At 33.8% G+C, this 21,649-nt stretch carries 14 protein-coding genes and 1 pseudogene; 2 read left to right on the top strand and 13 right to left on the bottom strand.

The genetic code is table 11. From position 1 onward, the window contains the following. Positions 1 to 107 precede the first annotated feature (107 nt). The 4 genes from V7S50_RS24020 to V7S50_RS24005 form a co-directional block, all read right to left on the bottom strand. Positions 108 to 812, bottom strand: a complete 705-nt coding sequence (locus V7S50_RS24020; RefSeq protein ID WP_242255495.1) for a metallophosphoesterase family protein — start codon at positions 810 to 812, stop codon at positions 108 to 110. 514 nt (positions 813 to 1,326) lie between these two features. Continuing rightward, positions 1,327 to 2,199 carry an ankyrin repeat domain-containing protein gene (locus V7S50_RS24015; protein ID WP_242255498.1) on the bottom strand — a complete coding sequence of 291 codons (873 nt, stop codon included), beginning with the start codon at positions 2,197 to 2,199 and terminating at the stop codon, positions 1,327 to 1,329. A gap of 437 nt (positions 2,200 to 2,636) precedes the next feature. After that, positions 2,637 to 3,140: a nitrous oxide reductase accessory protein NosL gene (locus tag V7S50_RS24010; protein ID WP_242255500.1), complete on the bottom strand. Its 504-nt coding sequence runs from the start codon at positions 3,138 to 3,140 to the stop codon at positions 2,637 to 2,639. Positions 3,141 to 3,268: 128 nt separating this feature from the next. Further along, on the bottom strand, positions 3,269 to 3,523 hold the full coding sequence (locus V7S50_RS24005) for a hypothetical protein (RefSeq protein WP_242255502.1): 255 nt from the start codon (positions 3,521 to 3,523) through the stop codon (positions 3,269 to 3,271). 256 nt (positions 3,524 to 3,779) lie between these two features. Between V7S50_RS24005 and V7S50_RS24000 the strand changes: the two genes are divergently transcribed. Then, positions 3,780 to 5,084: a CitMHS family transporter gene (locus V7S50_RS24000; protein WP_242255504.1), complete on the top strand. Its 1,305-nt coding sequence runs from the start codon at positions 3,780 to 3,782 to the stop codon at positions 5,082 to 5,084. A gap of 41 nt (positions 5,085 to 5,125) precedes the next feature. Here V7S50_RS24000 and V7S50_RS23995 read toward each other — a convergent pair whose 3' ends face one another. The 7 genes and pseudogenes from V7S50_RS23995 to colA form a co-directional block, all read right to left on the bottom strand. Continuing rightward, positions 5,126 to 5,818, bottom strand: coding sequence for a response regulator (locus tag V7S50_RS23995; RefSeq protein WP_242255505.1), 693 nt, complete (start codon positions 5,816 to 5,818; stop codon positions 5,126 to 5,128). Further along, positions 5,818 to 7,428 (bottom strand): ATP-binding protein, encoded by a 1,611-nt coding sequence (locus tag V7S50_RS23990; RefSeq protein WP_431169047.1) that lies wholly within the window; start codon positions 7,426 to 7,428, stop codon positions 5,818 to 5,820. The genes V7S50_RS23995 and V7S50_RS23990 overlap by 1 nt, the downstream gene beginning before the upstream one ends. A gap of 145 nt (positions 7,429 to 7,573) precedes the next feature. Continuing rightward, positions 7,574 to 8,434 (bottom strand): methyl-accepting chemotaxis protein, encoded by an 861-nt coding sequence (locus tag V7S50_RS34110; RefSeq protein WP_435817076.1) that lies wholly within the window; start codon positions 8,432 to 8,434, stop codon positions 7,574 to 7,576. An 81-nt stretch (positions 8,435 to 8,515) separates the two neighbouring features. Continuing rightward, positions 8,516 to 9,550, bottom strand: a pseudogene (locus V7S50_RS34105) (HAMP domain-containing protein); the annotation flags it as partial. Positions 9,551 to 9,792: 242 nt separating this feature from the next. Continuing rightward, positions 9,793 to 11,367, bottom strand: coding sequence for a flotillin family protein (locus tag V7S50_RS23980; RefSeq protein WP_063225201.1), 1,575 nt, complete (start codon positions 11,365 to 11,367; stop codon positions 9,793 to 9,795). A gap of 12 nt (positions 11,368 to 11,379) precedes the next feature. Continuing rightward, the gene (locus V7S50_RS23975; RefSeq protein WP_242255509.1) at positions 11,380 to 11,928 is read right to left on the bottom strand and encodes an NfeD family protein; all 549 of its coding nucleotides are present in this window, start codon (positions 11,926 to 11,928) and stop codon (positions 11,380 to 11,382) included. 397 nt (positions 11,929 to 12,325) lie between these two features. Next, the gene (gene colA / locus V7S50_RS23970; protein WP_242255511.1) at positions 12,326 to 15,223 is read right to left on the bottom strand and encodes a collagenase ColA; all 2,898 of its coding nucleotides are present in this window, start codon (positions 15,221 to 15,223) and stop codon (positions 12,326 to 12,328) included. Between the two features lie 420 nt (positions 15,224 to 15,643). On the opposite strand from colA, the gene opuD reads away from it, so the two are divergent. Next, positions 15,644 to 17,194 (top strand): glycine betaine transporter OpuD, encoded by a 1,551-nt coding sequence (opuD, locus tag V7S50_RS23965; protein ID WP_242255512.1) that lies wholly within the window; start codon positions 15,644 to 15,646, stop codon positions 17,192 to 17,194. 101 nt (positions 17,195 to 17,295) lie between these two features. Here opuD and V7S50_RS23960 read toward each other — a convergent pair whose 3' ends face one another. Then, complete coding sequence (locus tag V7S50_RS23960; protein ID WP_242255534.1) at positions 17,296 to 18,159, bottom strand: GNAT family N-acetyltransferase; 864 nt, start codon at positions 18,157 to 18,159, stop codon at positions 17,296 to 17,298. 160 nt (positions 18,160 to 18,319) lie between these two features. Next, positions 18,320 to 21,397 carry a leucine-rich repeat domain-containing protein gene (locus tag V7S50_RS23955; protein WP_242255514.1) on the bottom strand — a complete coding sequence of 1,026 codons (3,078 nt, stop codon included), beginning with the start codon at positions 21,395 to 21,397 and terminating at the stop codon, positions 18,320 to 18,322. Between the last annotated feature and the right edge of the window lie 252 nt (positions 21,398 to 21,649).

The raw sequence follows: 21,649 nt of genomic DNA, 5'->3' as shown, positions 1-21,649 counted from the left end.
CTTCTAACGTTTTTCTCGATATAAAATTTGAAAGATTTATTATAAAAGCTCTTCCTTAAATTTTGCTTAATAAAAAATTGAAAGAAATAAGATTCTCCTTATCTCTTTCAACTTTTTACTACGTACACCTTTTTACTAGGCAATTCTAAACAATTTAGCTGGCCACCATATACAGCACCACCATCAATTCCTATAATACCGTTATTCCCAAAATACACATTACAATTATCATTTCCATGAAGCGTTTTTGTTTCCGTATGACCAAATACAACAACCTTTTCGCCACTATATCCATTATGAAACTCATTACGGATCCACATTAACGCATATGGTTCAGATTCAGAAACTCGTTTCAATGGCTCAACACCAGCATGTACAAATATATACTCTTCTGTTTCAATGTAATGATCTAATTCTTGAATAAACTTTACATGTTCTTTTAAAGCATGCGATTGTAAAATCGGTTTTTGGAAGTCCTCCTCATTAACTGCAATATCTTCTTCTACAAATCCATAGCTGTATAAAGTCTTATCTCCACCATTCCTTTTTACCCAATGGTTCCATGAGCGTTCCTCATCAGTCGTTAACGCTTTAATCATCATATCTTCATGATTGCCCTTTAGAACGAGGGCTCCTTCTTCTTTTAACTCTTTTACCTTTTCAATTACTGCACGCGCATTGGGACCACGATCCACATAATCTCCTAGTAAAATTAATTGATCCTGTTTTGTATCATATTGAGCTTCTTCCAATAACTGTTCGAACTTTTCTATTTCTCCATGAATATCACTAATAACAAGAATTCTTTTCATATTATCCCCCCTCTTTCTAATTATAGTTCAAAACGACAGAAAGTTCCGAATCATGATTTCAAATCACATTTATTACAAAATAGACTATTATCCTTACAACAATGTAAGTCTCTTGTCATTCAATTCGATAGTTGCAATTGCTATATTTCCTTATACTAAAAGTAAGAAATGAAACAAAAAACAAGGAGAGATGAGAAATGAAAAAAGTGATGGAAATTGTAGTAGCAGTGGCAGAGGTTTTCGTAAATGGCAAACAAGTTGCAATGGAGTTAAACAAATAATGAAAAGAGCAAGATTCATTCTAGACCCTTTACTCATATAAAAGAGATAAGACTTCTTCATTTTTTTGATCCCTTATCTCCTTGTAAAAAACCGTATCCTTTTTCAGGATACGGTTTTCTTTACAAACAAAAATCCCATTTACATACACATTACTGAATCCATCATACTAAATGACTTCTTCATTCTGTCTATCTAAATGAGATTATTTCGTACTTTTTATTTCTTTATCTTATTATTCCACCGGTTGTAGTTGTGGCTGTACTAATTCATTCGCTCCAGCTACCCTCAACATATTTGCAATATCTTTAAAGCCTCTTTTTTCAGCATATTGCAACGGCGTAATATTTTCCTTATTGGCCATATTTACATCTGCCCCGTGGTCAATAAGCATTTGAATTACTTTCTTATGATTTTCACTACCATTTCCTAATACAATTGCTTCTACTAAAGCTGTTCCACCACGAGCATTTTTATAATTCACATCAATATCTGTATGCTCTAATAATTCTTTTACGACCTCTACATGGCCACGTTCAGATGCTGAAATGAGTGCTGTTCCACCTGACTTAGTCGTTTCTTTCGTATTAACTCCTGCATTAATTAATACTTTTACAATATCCGTATATCCTTCTCTACTTGCATAAAGAAATGGATTACTTTGTTTCTCATCTTTAATTTCAATATTAGCACCTGCACCAATTAATGCTTTAACTGTTTCTACATGATTTTGATACGTTGCTGCAAGGACAGGCGTTTCTCCGTTGTCACCTTCTACGTTTATATTCGCTCCATCTTGAATCAACTTCATAGCTGTCTCTGTGTCTCCAAGAGTTGCTGAAAGTAACAACTGTTTGTCCATTAAATTTATACTTTTTTCTTCTTTAGATTCTTCCTGTTCTTTATGCTTTTCTTTTTTCTTTTCGTTTTTCACATGAACCGGTTTCGATTCTGATTCTTCCTGCTTATCGCAAGCCACTACCGTCATTAAAAGTCCTAATAACATACATAATAAAATTTTTTGTTTTCTCACAACTACAGCTCCTATGAAAGATAATGTTTTCTTAACCATTCCTCCATCACATACAATAACTCTTCTTGAGTACATTTATCCATAAGCCCTTTATATTCCTTCTTTAATCGGATTATCTTAAACTTATACTATGTTTCTCAACCTATTGGAATGATACGCCTGATGGCCTCATCATTAACATTATGAAGCAATTAGTTTAGCACGTTTTTACCGCATTTGTATACATTTCTAAAAAGTACATAAAGTGAAACTTTAATCAGTGGGAGGGTTCACCCCACTGATTATTAGTTGAACCAATCGGGCATTTACGAGCTGTTGATCTCCCACCTAACTTCTTTGCTCCTGCCTAATTTTGAGGTGGGAGTTTTACTGCCCACAAATAGCCGGGTAAATGATTGCTTTAGGTTACTATATTCCATTGTAACCGTTCTTCTAAAAATTTTACACCTTTTCTATATTTGCACCTGAGTAATACTAAAAAAAGACAACCCTACAGTTGTCTTTTTCTAGTATTAATGATGCCCACCATGATTCCCTGTTTTTGGTTTCCCCATCATTTCTTTATTCATTTCCCATTTATGCTCTGCTAGCTCTTTATACGAAAGAACTTTCCCCTTATAGTTAGATACAAAACTCTCTGCACCTTTTTTATTTTTAAATGAAATGACATTATAAGCCATTGGTGTCGTTATTGTTTTATCATATACGTAAGTAGCGTCTTCTAACGAAACCCAATCTTTCGAATCATAATCTCGAACAAATTTTTCTTTCGTCTTTTCGCCTGGATTAATCTCCATCCATTTATACATACAACCGATATCATCAAACTTTAATGCTTTTCCATTTTCTAAAATGATTTCTGTTGCAAATTGATTATCCATTACCCCAATTTGGCAAATATCACACTTATCATGTTTCTCATCAACTGCCACCGCTTCTGCTTGTTTCTTACCACATCCTACTATTGTAAATACAAAGAATAAGCATATAGCAAGCATCACATACTTTGTTCTCATTTTATTTCCTCCCTATACGTATCTTCCACAAGGAGAATATCAAAAAATTGTGTGAGATTTGTGAAAAAACAATGTTCTTTTTGTAATACATGGAAAAAAGATGTGTAGTCATATCTACACATCTCTCATCATTCACAACCTGTAATTAATAAATCGTCTTCTAACTTAACTAATAATGTCTCTGTATGAATTGGCTGCCCAACAACTACATTTACTAATCTTATATTTCCACTGATACCGACCGCAACTTTTTCAAGTTCACCGTTATTTTTTCGGATCATCATTAATTTTTCCCACTCATATACGTAAGAAGATTCATCAACAAAAATCTCTTCTACTTTTCCTTCATAAGAACTATAAATCTCTTCCATTCTCGTTTTCATATAAAATCTACTCCCTATTTCACACTTCAATATTTTCATCTTATTCTACCATTCTTACAGAGAGCAGCTTACCTTTTTAAAAATTCAAATTAACTACCGTGAACAAAATGAACAAAATAAAAATTATGCTTCTAATGATGTTATTTTTCAAATTATTTACCATTTGAATAGATGCCACTATGATAAACAAAAAAACTATTTTCTGAATTTTTATTTTATTTTGAAAGCGTAATCATTTTTTGGAGGGGGAAATCATATGTTAGCTCTACTTGGATTTGCGATGGTATTTGTCTTTATGTTTTTAATTATGACGAAACGTATGTCTGCACTAGTAGCATTAATATTAGTTCCAATTACTTTCGCATTAATTGGTGGGTTTTATGCAAATATGGGACCTATGATGTTAGAAGGAATTCAAAAACTAGCACCTACTGGTATTATGCTTATGTTTGCTATTTTATATTTTGGAATTATGATTGATAGCGGTTTATTCGACCCTGTCATTAGTAGAATTTTAAAATTTGTAAAAGGAGATCCTTTAAAAATTGTTGTTGGTACAGCAATTCTTACTATTATCGTTTCATTAGATGGGGATGGAACGACAACTTATATGATTACTGTTTCTGCAATGTACCCACTATATAAACGCCTTGGAATGAATCCACTTATATTAGCTGGGATTGTTATGTTGGGGGCTGGTGTAACAAATCTTACGCCTTGGGGTGGCCCGACAGCTCGGGTTATGAGTGCACTTGGACTAGATGCATCAGAGCTCTTCACACCACTTATACCAGGAATGATTGCTGGTGCACTTTGGGTAGTTTTCGTTGCTTACTATCTTGGAAAAAAAGAAAGAAAACGTTTAGGAATTATGGATGTACAATATTTAAAACAAATGCAAACGATGGATGAGCAAGCTGCAACAGTCGAAGCTGCCACTCACAAACGTCCTAACCTTCTATGGATTAACTTTTTATTAACTGCTACCTTACTTGTCTGTCTCATACTAGAAGTTATGCCGTTACCTGTCTTATTTACAATCGCTTTCGCTATTGCTGTTATGCTTAACTATCCGAACTTAGAACAGCAGAAAGAACGTATTGCTTCTCACGCAGGAAACGTATTAGCGGTTGTTTCTCTCGTATTTGCCGCTGGAATTTTCACTGGGATTTTATCTGGAACAAAAATGGTAGATGCGATGGCTAAAGGTGTAGTAGCCCTTATACCAGATGCACTTGGACCACAATTACCAATTATTACAGCACTTCTTAGTATGCCGTTCACATTCTTCATGTCCAATGATGCGTTTTACTTCGGTGTACTACCTATTTTAACAAAAGCTGCTGCTACCTATGGAATTAGTGCGGCTGAAATGGGACGTGCTTCCTTACTCGGGCAACCTGTTCACTTATTAAGTCCTCTTGTCGCATCCACTTATTTATTAGTCGGAATGGCTAAAGTTGATTTTGGTGAACATCAACGCTTCACTTTATTGTGGGCAGTTGGAACGACAATGGTAATGTTGATTACTGGAATTTTAATTGGGATTATTCCAATATAAGATAAAAAAACAGTAGAGGACATATATCCTCTACTGTTTCTTTATGAACAAACGAGAAAATACCTTCTTTCTGGTCTCCCGACACTTCCATATGTAAGCTCCGCATGAACTTTCTTTCCTGATATTAAATATTCTAAATAACGCCTCGCTGTTGACCGGCTTACTCCTACCATTGTACTTAACATTTCTGCTGTAATTCCTTCTTCATTCACTGTTAACATATGCTTTTTTATTTTTGCTAAAGTTAAAGGATCTATCCCTTTCGGCGCATATTCTATTTCATTTCCCTTTACACCTCTTTGGGACCATAGATGTTCTATTTGTTCTATAGATAATTGATTATTTTTCTTTAACTGCACAATCTTTTTTTGATAACTTTCCAAACTTGCCTTAAATCGATCAAACATAAGCGGTTTTACGATATAATCTGTTACTCCACCTCGTAAAGCATGCCTCACTACATCTGTTTCCGATGCAGCTGTAATCATAATAATATCTGTATCATGTAAATTATTCCTAATATATGTGACAAGTTCCGTCCCTTGCATATCAGGTAAGTATACGTCTAATAAAACGAGCTGTGGCTTCACAAGATCTAGCCATTCTTTCGCTTGTTCTCCATTCGTTGCTGTTCCAATTACTTTAAATCCCTCAATCTTTTCAGTAAAACGACGATGAATGTCTGCAATTCGAATATCATCTTCTACAATCAATACTTCAATCTCCTCACCCATTACAATTCGCCTCTCTCTTTTGGTAATGCAATAATAAATAATGCACCACCTAAATCCCCTTTTTCGATTGCGATACTTCCATTTAAATCTTCTACTAACTCTTTCACTTTTGCTAATCCATATCCTCTCTTCCCGCCTTCTTTCGTCGAGAATCCTTTGTAGAATATGCTAGTAATGACTTCGTCATGAATCCCTGGGCCCGAATCCTCCACTTCAATTACGATTTCTTCTCCGATATCAGTTACAAACATCCTTACCTTCTTATCATTCTCTTCATTTCTTTCAATCGCTTCAAATGCATTCGTAATTAAATTTCCTAAAATGGAAACGACATAATTACTCTCAATGTGCGGGCTTAATTTGTCTAAACTACTTTCTCGATCTAGCACAAAATCAATCTTCAGCTCTCTTGCTCTATTATAGAATCCAATTAAAATTCCACCTAACCATGGATTTTGAATTCGCTTCATAATAAATTGAACAAAATCTTGATATACTGCTGTTTCCTTATGAATAAGCTCTAAAGCATCCTCATATGATTCTAGTTGAATAAGACCTGAAAGCGTATACAACAAATTGTTATATTCATGCGTTTGCGCTCGTAATGCCTCTGTATATTGCTTCGTCTGAGATAATTCTGCTGTTAACTGATCCATTTCAGATTTCAAACGTAAGCTCGATACAACGCCCGTTACTTTATTCTTTACTTTAATAGGTAGACGATTCGCAATCACAGCCTGCCCTTTTATATTTAATTGACGATCAAACTGTTCTTCACCAGTTTGAAATACATCTAGTATCGTTGAATTAGGAATTACATTTAAAATGAATTCTCCAATAATATTGCGTTGTTCATCTAGCGAAAGAATATCATAAGCTGCTTGATTGACTAAACTAATCATGCCCTTTTGATCAATGACAATAATCCCTTCACGTACAGATTGAATCACTGTACTATGCTCTTCATATAAAGATGAAATTTCTTCTGGCTCCATCCCAAACATCATTCTTTTTATACTTCCTGCTAAATACATAGAACCAATTATCCCAATTAAAAGACCTATTATTGTAATCCAAAATACACGCTTTCCATATACTTCTACCGCTCCATGAATATCATCAATTGAAAATCCAACAGACACCACGCCAATAATTTCATTTTCCTGATTACGAATTGGAACTTTGCCGCGTAATGAAGGGCCTAATGATCCAGTTGCTTTCGAAACGTAAGATTTCCCTTCTAATAGAACTCCTTTGTTATCTCCACCAACCATTACTTCTCCTATTTTATCTTTCTTAGGATGTGCATAACGAATCCCTTCTTTATTTCCAACTACAATGAAGTCAGCCTCTGTATCCATTCGAATTTTTTCTGCAATCGGTTGAATGATAGAAGCTGGATTTTCTTTTTGAAAAGCTTCTTTTATTTCAGGTATAGCAGCAACAGTTTTCGCAACATGTAAAGCTCGTTTCCCAATTTGCTCTTCTACTGTTTCAGACAATATGTAATAGAATAAATAACTCGTTAACAGAAGTACAACAAGAATAAGTGTACTAATAGTTAATGTGACTCTCGGCTGTAGTTTTAATTTTTTTAATTTCAAAACCATTCCCCTAACATAAATAAAGATGGAATTTAAAGAAAATACAGTTTTTTTACTCAATCATAACACGGTTACTGTATATTTCTTAATTTTTATCTTCATAAAAAAAGAAACGAAGTACAATTACTACTTCGTTTCTTAACGTTTGTGATTACACTTTAAATTTCCCAATCATTTCTTGCAATTCTTCTGCCATTTGCGATAAATGAACTGATGCTGCATTGATTTCATCTACTGAAGCTAATTGTTCTTCTGAAGAACCAGCAATATTTTGAACGCTTGCTGCATTTTCTTCAATCGTAGCTGCAATTTCATTAATAGATGCACTAACTTGTTTTGCATCTACCGTCATTTGTTTCGCTACTTCTACCATACTATCAATTTGTAAAACTGTATCATCTGTAGACTTCAATATTTCAGCAAAGCTTTGCTTCGTTTCATTTGCAACTACAAGTCCTGATTGTACTTCTGTACCAACTTGCTTCATAGAGCTTACTGTTTCTTTTATGTCAAATTGTATCTCTTTTACTAGTTTTCCAATTTCCGTAGAAGACTGTCCTGATTGTTCAGCTAGCTTTCGCACTTCATCTGCTACAATTGCAAATCCTCTTCCTTGCTCTCCAGCTCTCGCAGCCTCAATTGCAGCATTTAATGCTAATAAATTTGTCTGCTCTGCAATATGTTGAATCACCTCAAGGATTGCTCCAATTTGTTTCGACTTATCATCTAACAAAACAATAACTTTATCTGATTGTGAAACAGAATCATGGATTAATTGCATTTGATTCACAGTTTGTTCAACTAACTTTCCACCATCTTCAGCCTTTTTCTTCGTATACATAGATGCTGTGGATACTAATGAAGAACTATCTGCAACACGCTGAATCCCTTCTGTAACTTCTTCTAATAATGTTGCGCCTTCTTCAACTTCTTTCGTTTGTATTTCCGATCCACTCGACACTTGCTCTATTGCCTGTGTAATTTGTTCCGTCGCTTCACTTGTCTGCTTCATGCTAGCTGTTAATTCTTCTGAAGATGCTGCTACATGACCTGCTGAAGTATTTATATTAGAAATGACATGATGTAATGATGCCGCCATCTCGTTAAAGCTTTCTCCTAGCTGCCCAATTTCATCTTTAGAATGAACTGTAATTGTTTCTGTTAAATCACCTTCACTAATCTTTTTCGATGATATAACAAGTTGTTTTAACGGACTAATAATAGAAGCAATTATGAAGTAAATTAAAATCCCGCCAATTATTAATGAAATACCAATAACAGTTAGCGTTTTATAGAAAATAGGGCTAGCTGCTTCGATAATTTCTTTGGAAGGCATAATCCCTGCTATTTTCCATCCAGTCTGCTTATTTGTTATAAAGGTAACATTGCGATCATCACTATCAAGTTTGAATTTAAAATCACCTGTTTCCTGTTTGTACAATTCCTTCTCAAGTTTTTCTTCTATTTTGTCACCTGGCTTCATCGTCGGATGCGCTATTACATTTTTAGATTGGTCGAAGATTGCTACATATCCTTTTTTACCGATATTGACCATTTTTGAAGTATTTACAATATCATTAATAATTAAATCAATACCGAGAACACCACTTTTATCCTCATTTTGTTTTGCTATTGTAATAACAATATTCCCTGTTGTAGTTGATTTATATGGGGCTGTGATAACCACTTCTCCGCTTTTTTTCGCTGCTTCTTTATACCAATCTCTTTCGGTAGGATTATACCCATCTGGCATTTGAATAGACGGTGATTGAATAAATTGTCCAGTACTAGACCCCGTATAAATCGCTTCTATTTCTGGATGTAATTTATTATATTCTTCTAATTTATTTTGCACATTTTGAAGCTGATCCGTTCCATAACTTACTCCATTAAATAACTTTGTAAAATATACTGCGTCTACCTTTTTACCGTCTATCTCTTTGTTAATAACATTATTTAAAATCTTTACGTTATCTTCCGCTGATTGTAAAATTGTTTCATTAAAGTTTGTCTTCGCTTGTTGATAAGACGTCCAACCAATTACAATACTTGGAAGAATTAAAACAATAACAAATGATATAAGTAACTTTGCTTTTAAACTACTTCTCCTTAATTTCCCTTGAAGCATACTTCTACCCCTCCATACCGTTTTAAATGTAATTATCTCACATTTAATTTCTTTATATAAATTATACGATTAATATGTATCAACTCTTTGTCTCTTTTTCTATTAAAGAATTAATACATACTCTTTTCATTCTATATAAATTAAATAATTAAAACAATATATAAAAATGTATATTATTCTAAATATTATAATTCAGAGAAGAACCTCTAGTATCTCACTTACTAGAGGTTCTTCTCACTTTACTATTCTTTACCTTTTTCTACTTCTTTTTTCTCATCTTCTACTACAGATACAACAGGTTTATCATTTGATAATTGTTGTACCGCTCCCTTTCCTGCAAATCCTTCTAATAACTCTTTTAAGTCAATGCCAGAAGAAGCTTTTAATGTTTCTTGCATCGTCGCCATTAAATCAGTCGCATAACCCGCAACTTTTCCAGCGCCGCTATTTTTACCACCGCCGCCTGTATCAACAACTGTAATTTTATCAATGTTGCTAAGTGGGCTTGCAATTTCTTTCGCATAACTTGGAAGCATTTTAAGTACCATATCCATAATTGCCGCTTGGCCATATAATTCAAATGCCTCTGCAATTTTTTGTTTCGCTTCTGCTTCCGCTAAACCTTTTAATCTGATAACATCGGCTTCTGCTGTACCTTGTGCTTTTTGTACTTCCGCTTTCGCTTGACCTTGCGCTTTCTCAATTTCCGCCTTCGCTAAACCTTCTACACGTACTTCTTCTGCACGTGCTCTCGCTTCTGCTTCAATCTTATATTGATCCGCATCTGCCTTTTTAATTTGTTTTACTTTTTCAGCTTCAGCTGATTGCTCAACAGCATAACGATCTGCATCTGCCTTTTTCTTTACTTCTGCATCGTATTGCTTTTCACGACGCGCAATCTCTTTTTCTTCTAACTCAATTTGCTTTTCACGCTCAATGATTTTAACGCGCATTTGCTCTTCTGTTACACCTTGTTGCGCTTTCGCTTGTTGTAATTCATAAGAAAGATCCGCGTCTGCGCGAGCTTGTTCTTGTTCTCTCTTATAAGATTGTACTTTTAGTTCTTTATGTTTTTCAGCTTCAGCAATCTGTGCATCACGTTGGTATTCAGCTTCTTTCGCTTCTTTCTCAGCGCGAGCTTTTTCAATACGTGCTTCCTTTTCACGCTCTGCATTCGCAATTGTTGCATCACGCTTAACTGTCGCAATTTGCGGCTGACCAAGTGCATCTAAGTAACCGTTCTTATCCATGATTTCTTTAATTGTAAAGGAAACGATGCGAAGACCCATCTTCTTTAAATCTGTAGAAGCTACTTCATGCACCTTTTGAGCAAATTGCTCTCTATTACTATACGCATCTTCTACTGTCATAGAAGATAAGATAGCACGAAGATGCCCTTCTAAAACTTCTTTTGCTTCTATTTTTAACTCTTCTGTTTCTTTTCCTAGATATTGTTCAGCTGCTGTGGAAACTTCTTCAATTGTTGATCCTACTTTAATAATAGAAACACCGTTTACTGTAATTGGTACACCTTGTTTTGTATACGTATCACGTGTTCCGACTTCTAACTTGTAGTTTAATAGGCTTAAAGGCTCTGCTCTTTGCATAATCGGCACTACGAAAGTACCGCCACCGCGAATAATCTTAATCTTCTTTCCATCATCCGTGGTAACAACATTTTTCCCGCCCCCAAGCCAATTACCTGTAACAATTAACGCTTCATCTGGTCCAACTGTTCGATACTTCGTAATGAATACTAAAATGAGTAGAATTAAAATTGCGAGTAAAACTCCACCAATAATTAATGGAATCGTCATGTAAATTCCCCCTTATAATTTTGGTTTTTTTAAAGAATGAGTGATGTTTTGTACAAGCAAAACACCATCTTGGACTCCCTCGATAATAACCTCAGTTCCTTGTGAAATATCTTTTTTTCCAACTGTTTTAGCTGGGATTGCATTACTTCCAAATTGGGAAGAGATTAATACTTCACCAAATCCTTCTGTCGGAATTGTCGTAATGACTTCTCCCTTACAACCAACGAATTCATCCATACGTTGCACAGTATTTTGTTCTGCTTCTGCAATCGGCTTTAAAATTAGTATTTTCATTATGAATACACCAATAAAAGATATAGCAAATGCAGCCCCGAAAATAAGAATACTATTAAAGGAAAATAAATATTCTCCTATATAACTAAGTCCACATAACATGGCGAAAAAACTAAGTAATAAAGTAACAACGGATACCGATCCGCCTCCAAAACTAAATATGGATTCAAATATATCTCCAAAAAAGATATAAATCACAGTAAGTATAGTAGCAATAATAAATCCATATAAATAAATTGTCTCAAGTGGATAACCAAACAAAACCATTTCTTATCCCCCTCTCTTAAACAATCCCTTTTTTGTTATGTGTATGCCCCACCTCTTCCAAAGATTATCGTTCTTAATTTTCAGTTATTTATATTTTAAAGAAAAGCCTGCAGTACAGGCCTCTAAAAAAGAACAGGAGAAACCTATTGTGACAGGCTCCTCCTAGAAAATAACCGATATATTATATATCTATATAATATACCATTTTCCACAAAAAGTAAAGTTAAACATACATTGGAAAAGCACTTATTTTATCCCGCATTAACGGGCAGTAAAACTCCCACTTCAAAATTCGGTGAATTCGAGGAAGTTAAGCGAGAGATAACTGCCCATAAAAGCCCGATTGGTGTGGGCTAATAATCAGTGGGGGATGAACAGCCCCCCACTGATTAAAGTTTCACTTTACTGATAATTTGTAAGTTCCATTGCCATTATCATATTTATATACATACAAGTAATACTTACCTGGTTTTGCATTAAAGTTTGCCTCTATATGATTTCCATTTGCTTGACCGTAAGCAGCATAATTTTGCATATCTGATTCATGGTGAAGTACCCATGTCATTCCGATTCCATACTCATTTAAAACGGAAATATCAATATCTTTCGCTGATGCTACATTAAATGTATAAACATCAGTGTAATCTCCACCGATAAGGCTACCTTTTATAGTAGTGTTTAGTCCAATACGATTTGCTTCCTCTGGGCGATTATTTGGTTCTGATTCTGTTAAACTTCCATCTTTAACCGTAACCGTTGTTTCGCTTTTGCTCTCTTTTCCTTTATCATCTTTTACTATTAACGCTACTTTATATGAACCTTCTCTTTCATATACATGTACCGGATTTACTTCTGCACTTGTGCTTCCATCTCCAAAGTCCCATAAATAAGAAACGATTTTTCCATCTTCATCTTTTGAGCCATCACTTTTAAATTGAATACCTTCTTTTACAAGTCCATTATAAGGGCCATTTATATTAACCGTTGGAGCTTTATTTTCTCCGTCATCTTTTGCGATACCGTGGAAGACTACATCATATTCAAATTGATTTGAGCTATTTACACGGTAATTAACGAAATATGCTGTAACAGTTTTGTAGCCACTCCATTCTTTTTGCGCCAGTTGTTCTAAAGCTTCATTTACTTTCTTACTCATTGCGTTCCAATCTTCTGACTCACCTTTTGTTACACTACCTGTAAACGTGCCTTCTAATGTAAATGTATTAAAGAATTGGGAGCTATGTTTTGTCATTTTTGCATCTTTCATCGGTAGCGTATCACTAATTTCTTTCTTCACTTCTGTTAATGATTTCGGTGCATGTTCAGCTAAATAATCATCTGCTACTTCCGGTACATTATATTTATCTTGATTATCGATTAGCTGCTGCATATACTCTTGATACTCTTTATTTAGTTTAGGATCTTTACTTAAAGTTTCACGATATACATCATAATTTTTCACGTCATTTGCACGAATTAAATCTTGAATTTTATCAAACGTTTCAAATTGATGTGTATATAAGTAAGACTGTAATGCAAATGAGTAGTTATAGAAATCCCAAGAGCCATATTTAGCAAATAATGTTCGCTCTGCTGTATAACGGCTTGCAGGATCAGATGATAATCCACTAATGATACTCTTTCTCGGCACTACATTATTTGTTCGAGTAGACCCTGCGAAAAACTCTGCATTTCCTTCTTGGAACCAAGTTAACCTTTCATTTTGATACATATCTCCTCTTCCGAATAAACCTGGTACTTCATATCTCCCTTGAAGATAATGAGTAAACTCATGACGGAATAACTCTTCTAAACTATAAATGCTTTGTTCTGGCGTGCGCTCATATGTAAAGAATGTTCCTGTTTCTTCAATATAAATTCCACCGTTATTTGTTTCGTATCCATACAGTTGTCTATTTAACTGGTACTCTTCTGGGCTGTTATAAATTACTATCGTTAATATATCATCTGCATTGCCCGGCTCTAACGCTTTGTCATTCCCAATTACACGATGATACTGTGCTTTTACTTCCTTTGCAGCCCAGTATAGTCTCTTAATTTTTTCTTCCGATACTTTATCTCCTGTTTTAAATACGATAGATCCATTATCAAATGTATACGTTTTTGGTAAGTACTGCTCTTTTCCTTCTTTACGTATTTTCTCTAAATCTACTGTATTCCCGCTATAATCTTTTCCATTATAATTTGTTGTAATTTGTTCTACTGCGACAAAGTACGGCTCACTTAAGCGCGGATACATATGCATTGCTTGTGTAACAACTTCTAAACCTTTATTTGGATTACTGTGAAACTTCCCTAAACGACTTGCAAAATAAATTCCATTATTAACGAGCCACTTATTTTCTTGTGTTACTTCATTTAGAAGAGCGATACGATTTATTTCATTAATAAACCCATCTACTTTCCCGTACCACATCGTTTCATTCGCTTCTTTACGAGCTTCAATTAAGTAAGACTGTATATCATAGTCAATCCCTTGCATGATATCGTATATTGCTTGTCCCTTCATTCGATCATTTACATACGTAGTAAAATTATCATTGTATTGCTTTAAAATATTCGATGCGTATTGAACTGTTTCAACATCGCTTGAAGCATTACTAATTAATTTACCGTATGCAGATACGACTGTATCTTGTTCAGCTGTACCAAGCTTAAAGTTTGGATTTTTTGCGATTGCTTTTAAAGCAGGTAAACATTTGTCCTGGAAGCTTCTTTCATTTAATTCACTTAACTCGTTATTATAAAATGCCAGATAAAAAGCTGAACGTAACACTTCCGTAAACGTTTGAATTCCTTTTGAATCATCTTTCGTAAATGTACTACCCCGATGAGCTAATTCATCTATAACGACTTGCATTTTCCCTTTATCTTTATAAAAAGCTTTTGTATCTTCATTAAACTGGAATAAGTCTGTAATTTGATGCCACTTAATACTGCCTAACGTTTCAACTAATTCTTGATTATTCATTTTGTTTAAATCAGCCATTGAATAGCTTTCTTTAACTTGCTTTACTGTCGCTTTGTTCGTAATAGATGCTGGTCGCTGTGAAAAGTCTCCTACTTTTAACCGTTCTTGAAACGATAATGTTTCCTCCGCTTTAGAAACGTGTCCAATCTCATCTACTGGTTTTTCAATTCCAACTGGTTTCGTTTTCAACACATTATACGGTACTTTTTCTTCCGCTGATACAGGAGCTTGAAGCGCCCCTAATGATAGAGCCATTGTACTAATGCTAAGCATAACTTTATTGATCTTTGATTTCTTGTTCATATCCTTGCCCCCTATTCAAATATTCCATTCACGAATTTAACATAAAATCTGGATACAACAATATAAAATGCAATATTTCATATTATTTCTCCCCATATTTTGTACATATCGTGAACAACCTTACCTTTATCCCGCATTAACGGGCAGTAAGACCCCCACCTCAAAATTCAGGGGAAGCAAAGAAGTTAGGTGGGGGATCAACTGCCCGTAAAAGCCCGATTGGTTCAACTAATAATCAGTGGGGGATGAACAAAACCCCCACTGATTAAAGTTTCACTTTATCTAACCTCCAATAGTTATGAATCTATAGCGATTAAACTGTCCTTTTACATGTTTTAAAAAACGAATTTTTTGACAATTAAACCTTTAATTGTTATGGTTAATATAATTGTTAACTTTATTAAACAAGGGTGGGATTCTATGATAAAAAAAGAAAACAGTGTATTTTATATCTCCATCTTGCTTACAACATTATTCATCATATGGGGAATTACCCCGGCAAGTTGGATACAAGGCTATGATTTACAAAGTGTTACATCTTCCTTAAACTCGTTTATCCTCAATAAATTTGGGTGGTTTTACTCTTTACTTATGACCGCAATGATTATTTTAGCTACTTATTTAGCATTTTCTAAGTACGGTTCCATTCGTCTTAGTAAAGATGGAGAAAAACCAAAGTATAGTTATCCATCTTGGTTATCTATGTTGTTTGGAGCAGGAATGGGAATCGGACTCCTCTTTTATGGAATCACTGAACCGATTTCACATTTTACAGATCCATTAACAGGAAAAGCAGGCACAGAAGAAAGCGCCAAGCTCGCTATGCAATATTCATTTTTCCACTGGGGCCTCTTTCCATGGGCACTATACGCAATGGTTGCTTTAACAATTGCATATTTCACATTCCGCAAACAAAAAGGTAGCACAATTGGTGCTACAGTTACTCCATTATTTAATCGATCGAAAAATTCTCCTATCGGAAAAACAGTCGATATTTTAGCTGTTTTAGCCACAGTATTTGGTATTGTACCATCTGTTGGGATCGGTGCTCAACAAATCGCCGGAGGATTAAGCTATTTATTCCCTTCTATTCATAACACTCTACTTACACAGCTCGTACTTATCGCCATCTTCGCTGTTTTATATTTAACGAGTGCACAAACTGGCTTAGATCGTGGGATTAAATATTTGAGTAACTTAAATTTCTCTCTTGCAGGTATTTTACTCGTCTCTTTTTTACTTTTAGGACCAACTGTATTTATTATGAAATATTTCACATCTACACTCGGTTCTTATATCGGAGCTTTACCTAGTATGGGATTAAATTTAGGAGCATTTAATGAAAAATCTTCTTCTTGGATTGAAAACTGGACTATTTTCTATTGGGGATGGTGGATCTCTTGGTCTCCATTCGTCGGTACATTCATCGCCCGTATTTCTAAAGGGCGCACAATAAAAGAATTTATTTTTGGAGTTGTATTAGTCCCAACTCTCATCTGTACATTTTGGTTTACAGTATTTGGCGGCACCGCTATCCATATGGAAATGTTCCAATCGCTTGGCATAGCTGATGAAATCGCAAAAAACGGGACAGAGATTGGATTATTCGCTGTTATTTCACACCTACCATTCTCTACATTTTTAACAATTATCGGATTGATTTTAGTAGCCACATTTTTCGTTACTTCTGCCGACTCGGCAACATTTGTTGTTTCTATGCAAACGAGTAATGGAAGCTTATCACCGAAAAATAGTTTGAAACTTATATGGGGATTAACAATCGCGATAATTGCAGCTATTTTATTACAAGCTGGAGGATTAAACGCCCTACAAATTGCAGCTATAATCGCAGCACTACCATTTTCTATCGTAGTCGTTCTTATGGTTATTTCACTCTTTAAAGAGCTGCGAAAAGAAGATGTTAATTCACAAACGAAAGAAGTCTCTCAAAAAATAAAAAAGGTTATGTAACGATTAGCACCTCAAATTACTTCTAAATCCGTAATAACTGAGGGAAAAGTAGATTAATAAAACCCATTCGTATGAAATATAATTTTCATACGAATGGGTTTTCACTCTATTATATAGTATTGTAAACATGCCTTCTGCTCAAATCCTACTTTCTTGTACAACTTCATTGCACGATCATTATTCGTATTCAAACATAATTCTATCTCCTTCATTCCTTGGAAGGAGAAAATATACTGAATTGCCTTTTGTAATAACCGCTCTCCGACACCTTTTCTTCTACTATTTTCAGCGGTTGCAATAAATTCGATATTCGCTTCTTGAAACTCTGGATTTACTTCCATATATACATAACCTTCTAATTTATCATTCTTCATACTTACAAATAATTTATTCGTATCACTTAAACGTTCGATAATTTCATTTCCTTCATAATATGTATTAGGAAACACATGATTGTGTAAAGCGATAAACTGCTCAAACACTTGTGGTAAAGCCTCTTCTACATTACATACAATATGTTTCCCCACAATATTATTTAAAATGAGAATACTATGTCGATCTTGTTCTTTAGCATGTAAATCTTTCATTAAACGGGCACAATTATTATTTTCCACATGATAAAATCCATAAAATTTTTCAATATGAAAAGGCATCTTTTTTAGAAGCTCCTTCCACATATATAAAGCAACTTCCTTCCAATCGTTTGCAATAATAAACGGTCCCCAAATTTCTGCACATTTCTTTACTTCATCCACATCAAATCCTAATACACCAATTATTTTATTGTCCTCATAAGTAACAACAAAGGATCCTTCCCAACCTATATCAGAAAAATCATGAAGAATTGTATGTAATAACTCCGCTTTCTCATCTCCACAATAACCAACACGATGAGTAGCATCCTTGTTCATACTTGCAATAAATGATGCTATCTCTTCAATCTTTAAAATAGAACTAACATACATAACCATCCCTCCTCCCCCAATACATTCTTTATTCCCCACTAATTTCCTCCTCTATAAAAAAGACACTATCATAAGTAAATTTCAAATCGAAATCGCCATGATAATGTCTTCTTAAAAATTCATGAAATCTTATTGTTTAATACACAAAACAATATATTATTTACTTCTTAAATAATTTTTTTCTAAATACAAACATACTCATTGCAGATAAAACGAATGCTAGTCCAGAAAGTAAAGATACATTGCTTTCTTGCCCACCTGTTGCAGCTAAAGTGTTTTTACTCTCTTCTTTTTTATTATCCACTTGTTTATTGGATTTATTTCCTTTCGCTGATTTGTTGTCTTCTTTCGGTTGCTCTTCTACCACTGGTTTATTAGCTTCTTCTCTTGTTTTTTCTTCTACTACTGGCTTAGTTGTTTCTTCTTTTGGCTTTTCTTCTACCACCGGTTTAGCTGTTTCTTCTTTTGGTTTTTCTTCTACCACTGGTTTAGCTGTTTCTTCTTTTGGTTCTTCTACTACCGGCTTAGTTGTTTCTTCTTTTAGTTTTTCTTCTACCACTGGTTTAGCTGTTTCTTCTTTTGGTTTTTCTTCTACTACTGGTTTAGCTGTTTCTTCTTTTGGTTTTTCTTCTGCTACTGGCTTAGTTGTTTCTTCATCTACTTTTGGCTCAAGTTTCTCCACGACGTTTTGTCTTACTTCTCCACTAAACCAAATACCTAACCCCAAATAATCATTTCCATCAAACGTAAACTCATATACTTTCTCCCCTGGAGTACTCCAAGTAATCGTACCTTCTTCTTCATTAATAATTCCGCCTTCACTTTTCAGTGTAATGTCCTCAAGCGGTACTCCTTCTACATCATGAACAGGGATCTTCACAGCTTCGTTCACTTGCACATCATCTAAAGTAATTTTCTGTCTTCTAATATCCATTGTACTCCACTGAGATAATTGTATAATCGGTCTAATATCACGAATTTCATTGCCAGGTAACTTTAAGCTAATTAAATCTAGCATTGAAGCAAAAATAGAAATATCTTGAATCTTATTATCGGATAAATCTAACCACTGTAAATTTTTCAATTTACTTAATGATGTTATATCTACTACTTTATTTCCTACCAATTCAAGTTCGTTCAACATACTTATTTCACTGATCGCTTCTACATTGCTAATCTCATTATGATTTAATTTTAATACATCTAAATTCTTCAACTGTTGAATTTCTTGAAGTGATGCATCATTAAGCTTATTATTAGATACATTTAAATTTTTCAACGCACTTAATGTAAACAACGGTTTAATATCCGTCACATTATTACCATTTATATCTATTTTTTCAAGCTTATCTAATTTTGAAAGTGGTTCAATATTTTTAATTTGATTTGAAGTTAAATTTACAGTCTTCAAGTTTCTCAAACTCGAGATAAAATCCACATTTTTCAGCTCAACATTGTCTAGAGTCAACTCTTCTATGTTTGTCATATATTCTAGACCAGAAATATCTGTGATGCCTTGATTTTTCCCATCAACTATTTTTAACGATTTAATTTGTAATAAATCTTCTTTTGTTATAGATGATTCTAAGTTCGTTCTTCCTAAACCATTTTTATTAATGAATTTTTGTAAATTTTTATCTTGAATAATATTTATATCTTCATGCTTTTCAACAATTTTTTGGTAAACTGTCCCATTGAATAGTATTTTTTTTTCATAAGGAGCTGTTTCTAAATTAAATTCATATATTTTTTCTCCCGTACTATTCCATTGAACAAATCCATTATTAAGCGTTCCTTCCTCGCCCTGCCATCTAATATTTTGAAGGATTTCACCATTTAAATCGCATATAGGAATTTTTATATATTCATTGACTACTCCATCACTTAAAAAGATTTTTTGTCGCTGAAGTTTAATAGAAATCTTTTTCGCTAACTCTTTCACTGGTCTAATATCTCTAATTTCATTCGCTATTAAATTTAAAGAATATAAATTATTTAAGTTACTAATTGGTGAAATATCAGAAATATAATTTTGTTCTAAATCCAACGATTGTAACTGTTCCATTTTTGCTAATGGTGTCAGATCTCTTATTTCAGCATTTGCAACTTCTAGTTCAACAAGATTTGTCAATTTGCTAATTTCCGTCAAATTATCAATATAATTATTCCCTATCCATAATAAGCGTAAATTAGCTAATTTCTCAAGATCTGTCAGATCACTGATTTTATTATTACTTAAATATAATTTAGTTACAGAATCCATTGAAAATAGCGGCTTAATATCCGTGATTTCATTTCCAATCAAATCTAATGCTTTTACTTTTTTCAACTGGCTTAATGGTGTTAAATCACTAATTTTATTATCACGTAAAGTTAAGAATTGTAGTTTTTCTAGTTGAGAAATAGGTTCAATATTTTCGATTGGATTCAAATATAACTTCATTGTTTTTAATTTTTTTAGACTTGATACTGGTGATATATCTTTTACATTAGACTCATCCAATTCAAATGCTTCTAGATTCACCATATATTGCAAACCTTCTAAACTCTCGATACCTTTTCCTGAGTATACTTTCAACTCTTTAATTTGTGCTGCCTCTTCCTCAGTAATAGGTGCATTTATATCTGCTCGTTGTAAAACACTTTTATTAATATATTGTTGTAATTTATTATCAGATATTATGTTTTTCGCTTGTTGTTGCTCTTCTTTTTTCTCTTTCGATTCTTCTACAGTGTTATTTTCTGCATGAACTGTATTTACTTCAAACTGCACTTGATATTTTTCATCATATCCCATAGATGGAATGAAAATATGCATTTGCATTTTATATCTTTTTCCTAGTTCTCCAATTTCGAACTGAATCACTTTTGTTCCATTTTTTCTCTTATCTTCTGATAGTACTTTCACATCATGTAAAGTACCAGGATTTTGACTATCTTCTACCTTAAGATATTGGAAAAAATCACTATCATTTAGCGTAGCTGTTACAATTTTTTTACCGTTCTCAATTGTTACTTTTGGTTCTTTTATATACGTTGTAGCTCGCGATTCTTCATTTGTTTTTTCATTATATGCCTTTAAAACAACATCATACGTTCCATCCTTTAAAGTATGTCCCGCTTTATTTGCTTCACTTACTACAGCTGCCAATGCCGGCGTAGAATATGTAGCAAATGGCAACGACAACGTCGCCGCTATTAACATTGCATTTATATGTTTTCTTTTATTATTTTTCACTTTAAACTTTCCTCCAAGTTATATAAATTGTAATTTCTTAACATATTAATTTTCGGTTATTATATCCAAAACAGATATTACTCCAATAAAGGTGACCACTCATTAACATCTAATTTATTTTCTTTTCAACTTTACATCTCCTCCAAAATATATCAATCAAAATGTAATCACATCTCGAATAAATGATAATGATTTTCATTTTTAATGACAACTAGGAAAATAAAAAGTTTACTAAAAAATAACCCCTTTTTA

The organism is Bacillus sp. CCNWLW194 (assembly GCF_037120585.1).
In the GTDB taxonomy this organism is placed as follows: domain Bacteria; phylum Bacillota; class Bacilli; order Bacillales; family Bacillaceae_G; genus Bacillus_A; species Bacillus_A basilensis.
This window is presented reverse-complemented; position numbering and strand designations above follow the sequence as displayed.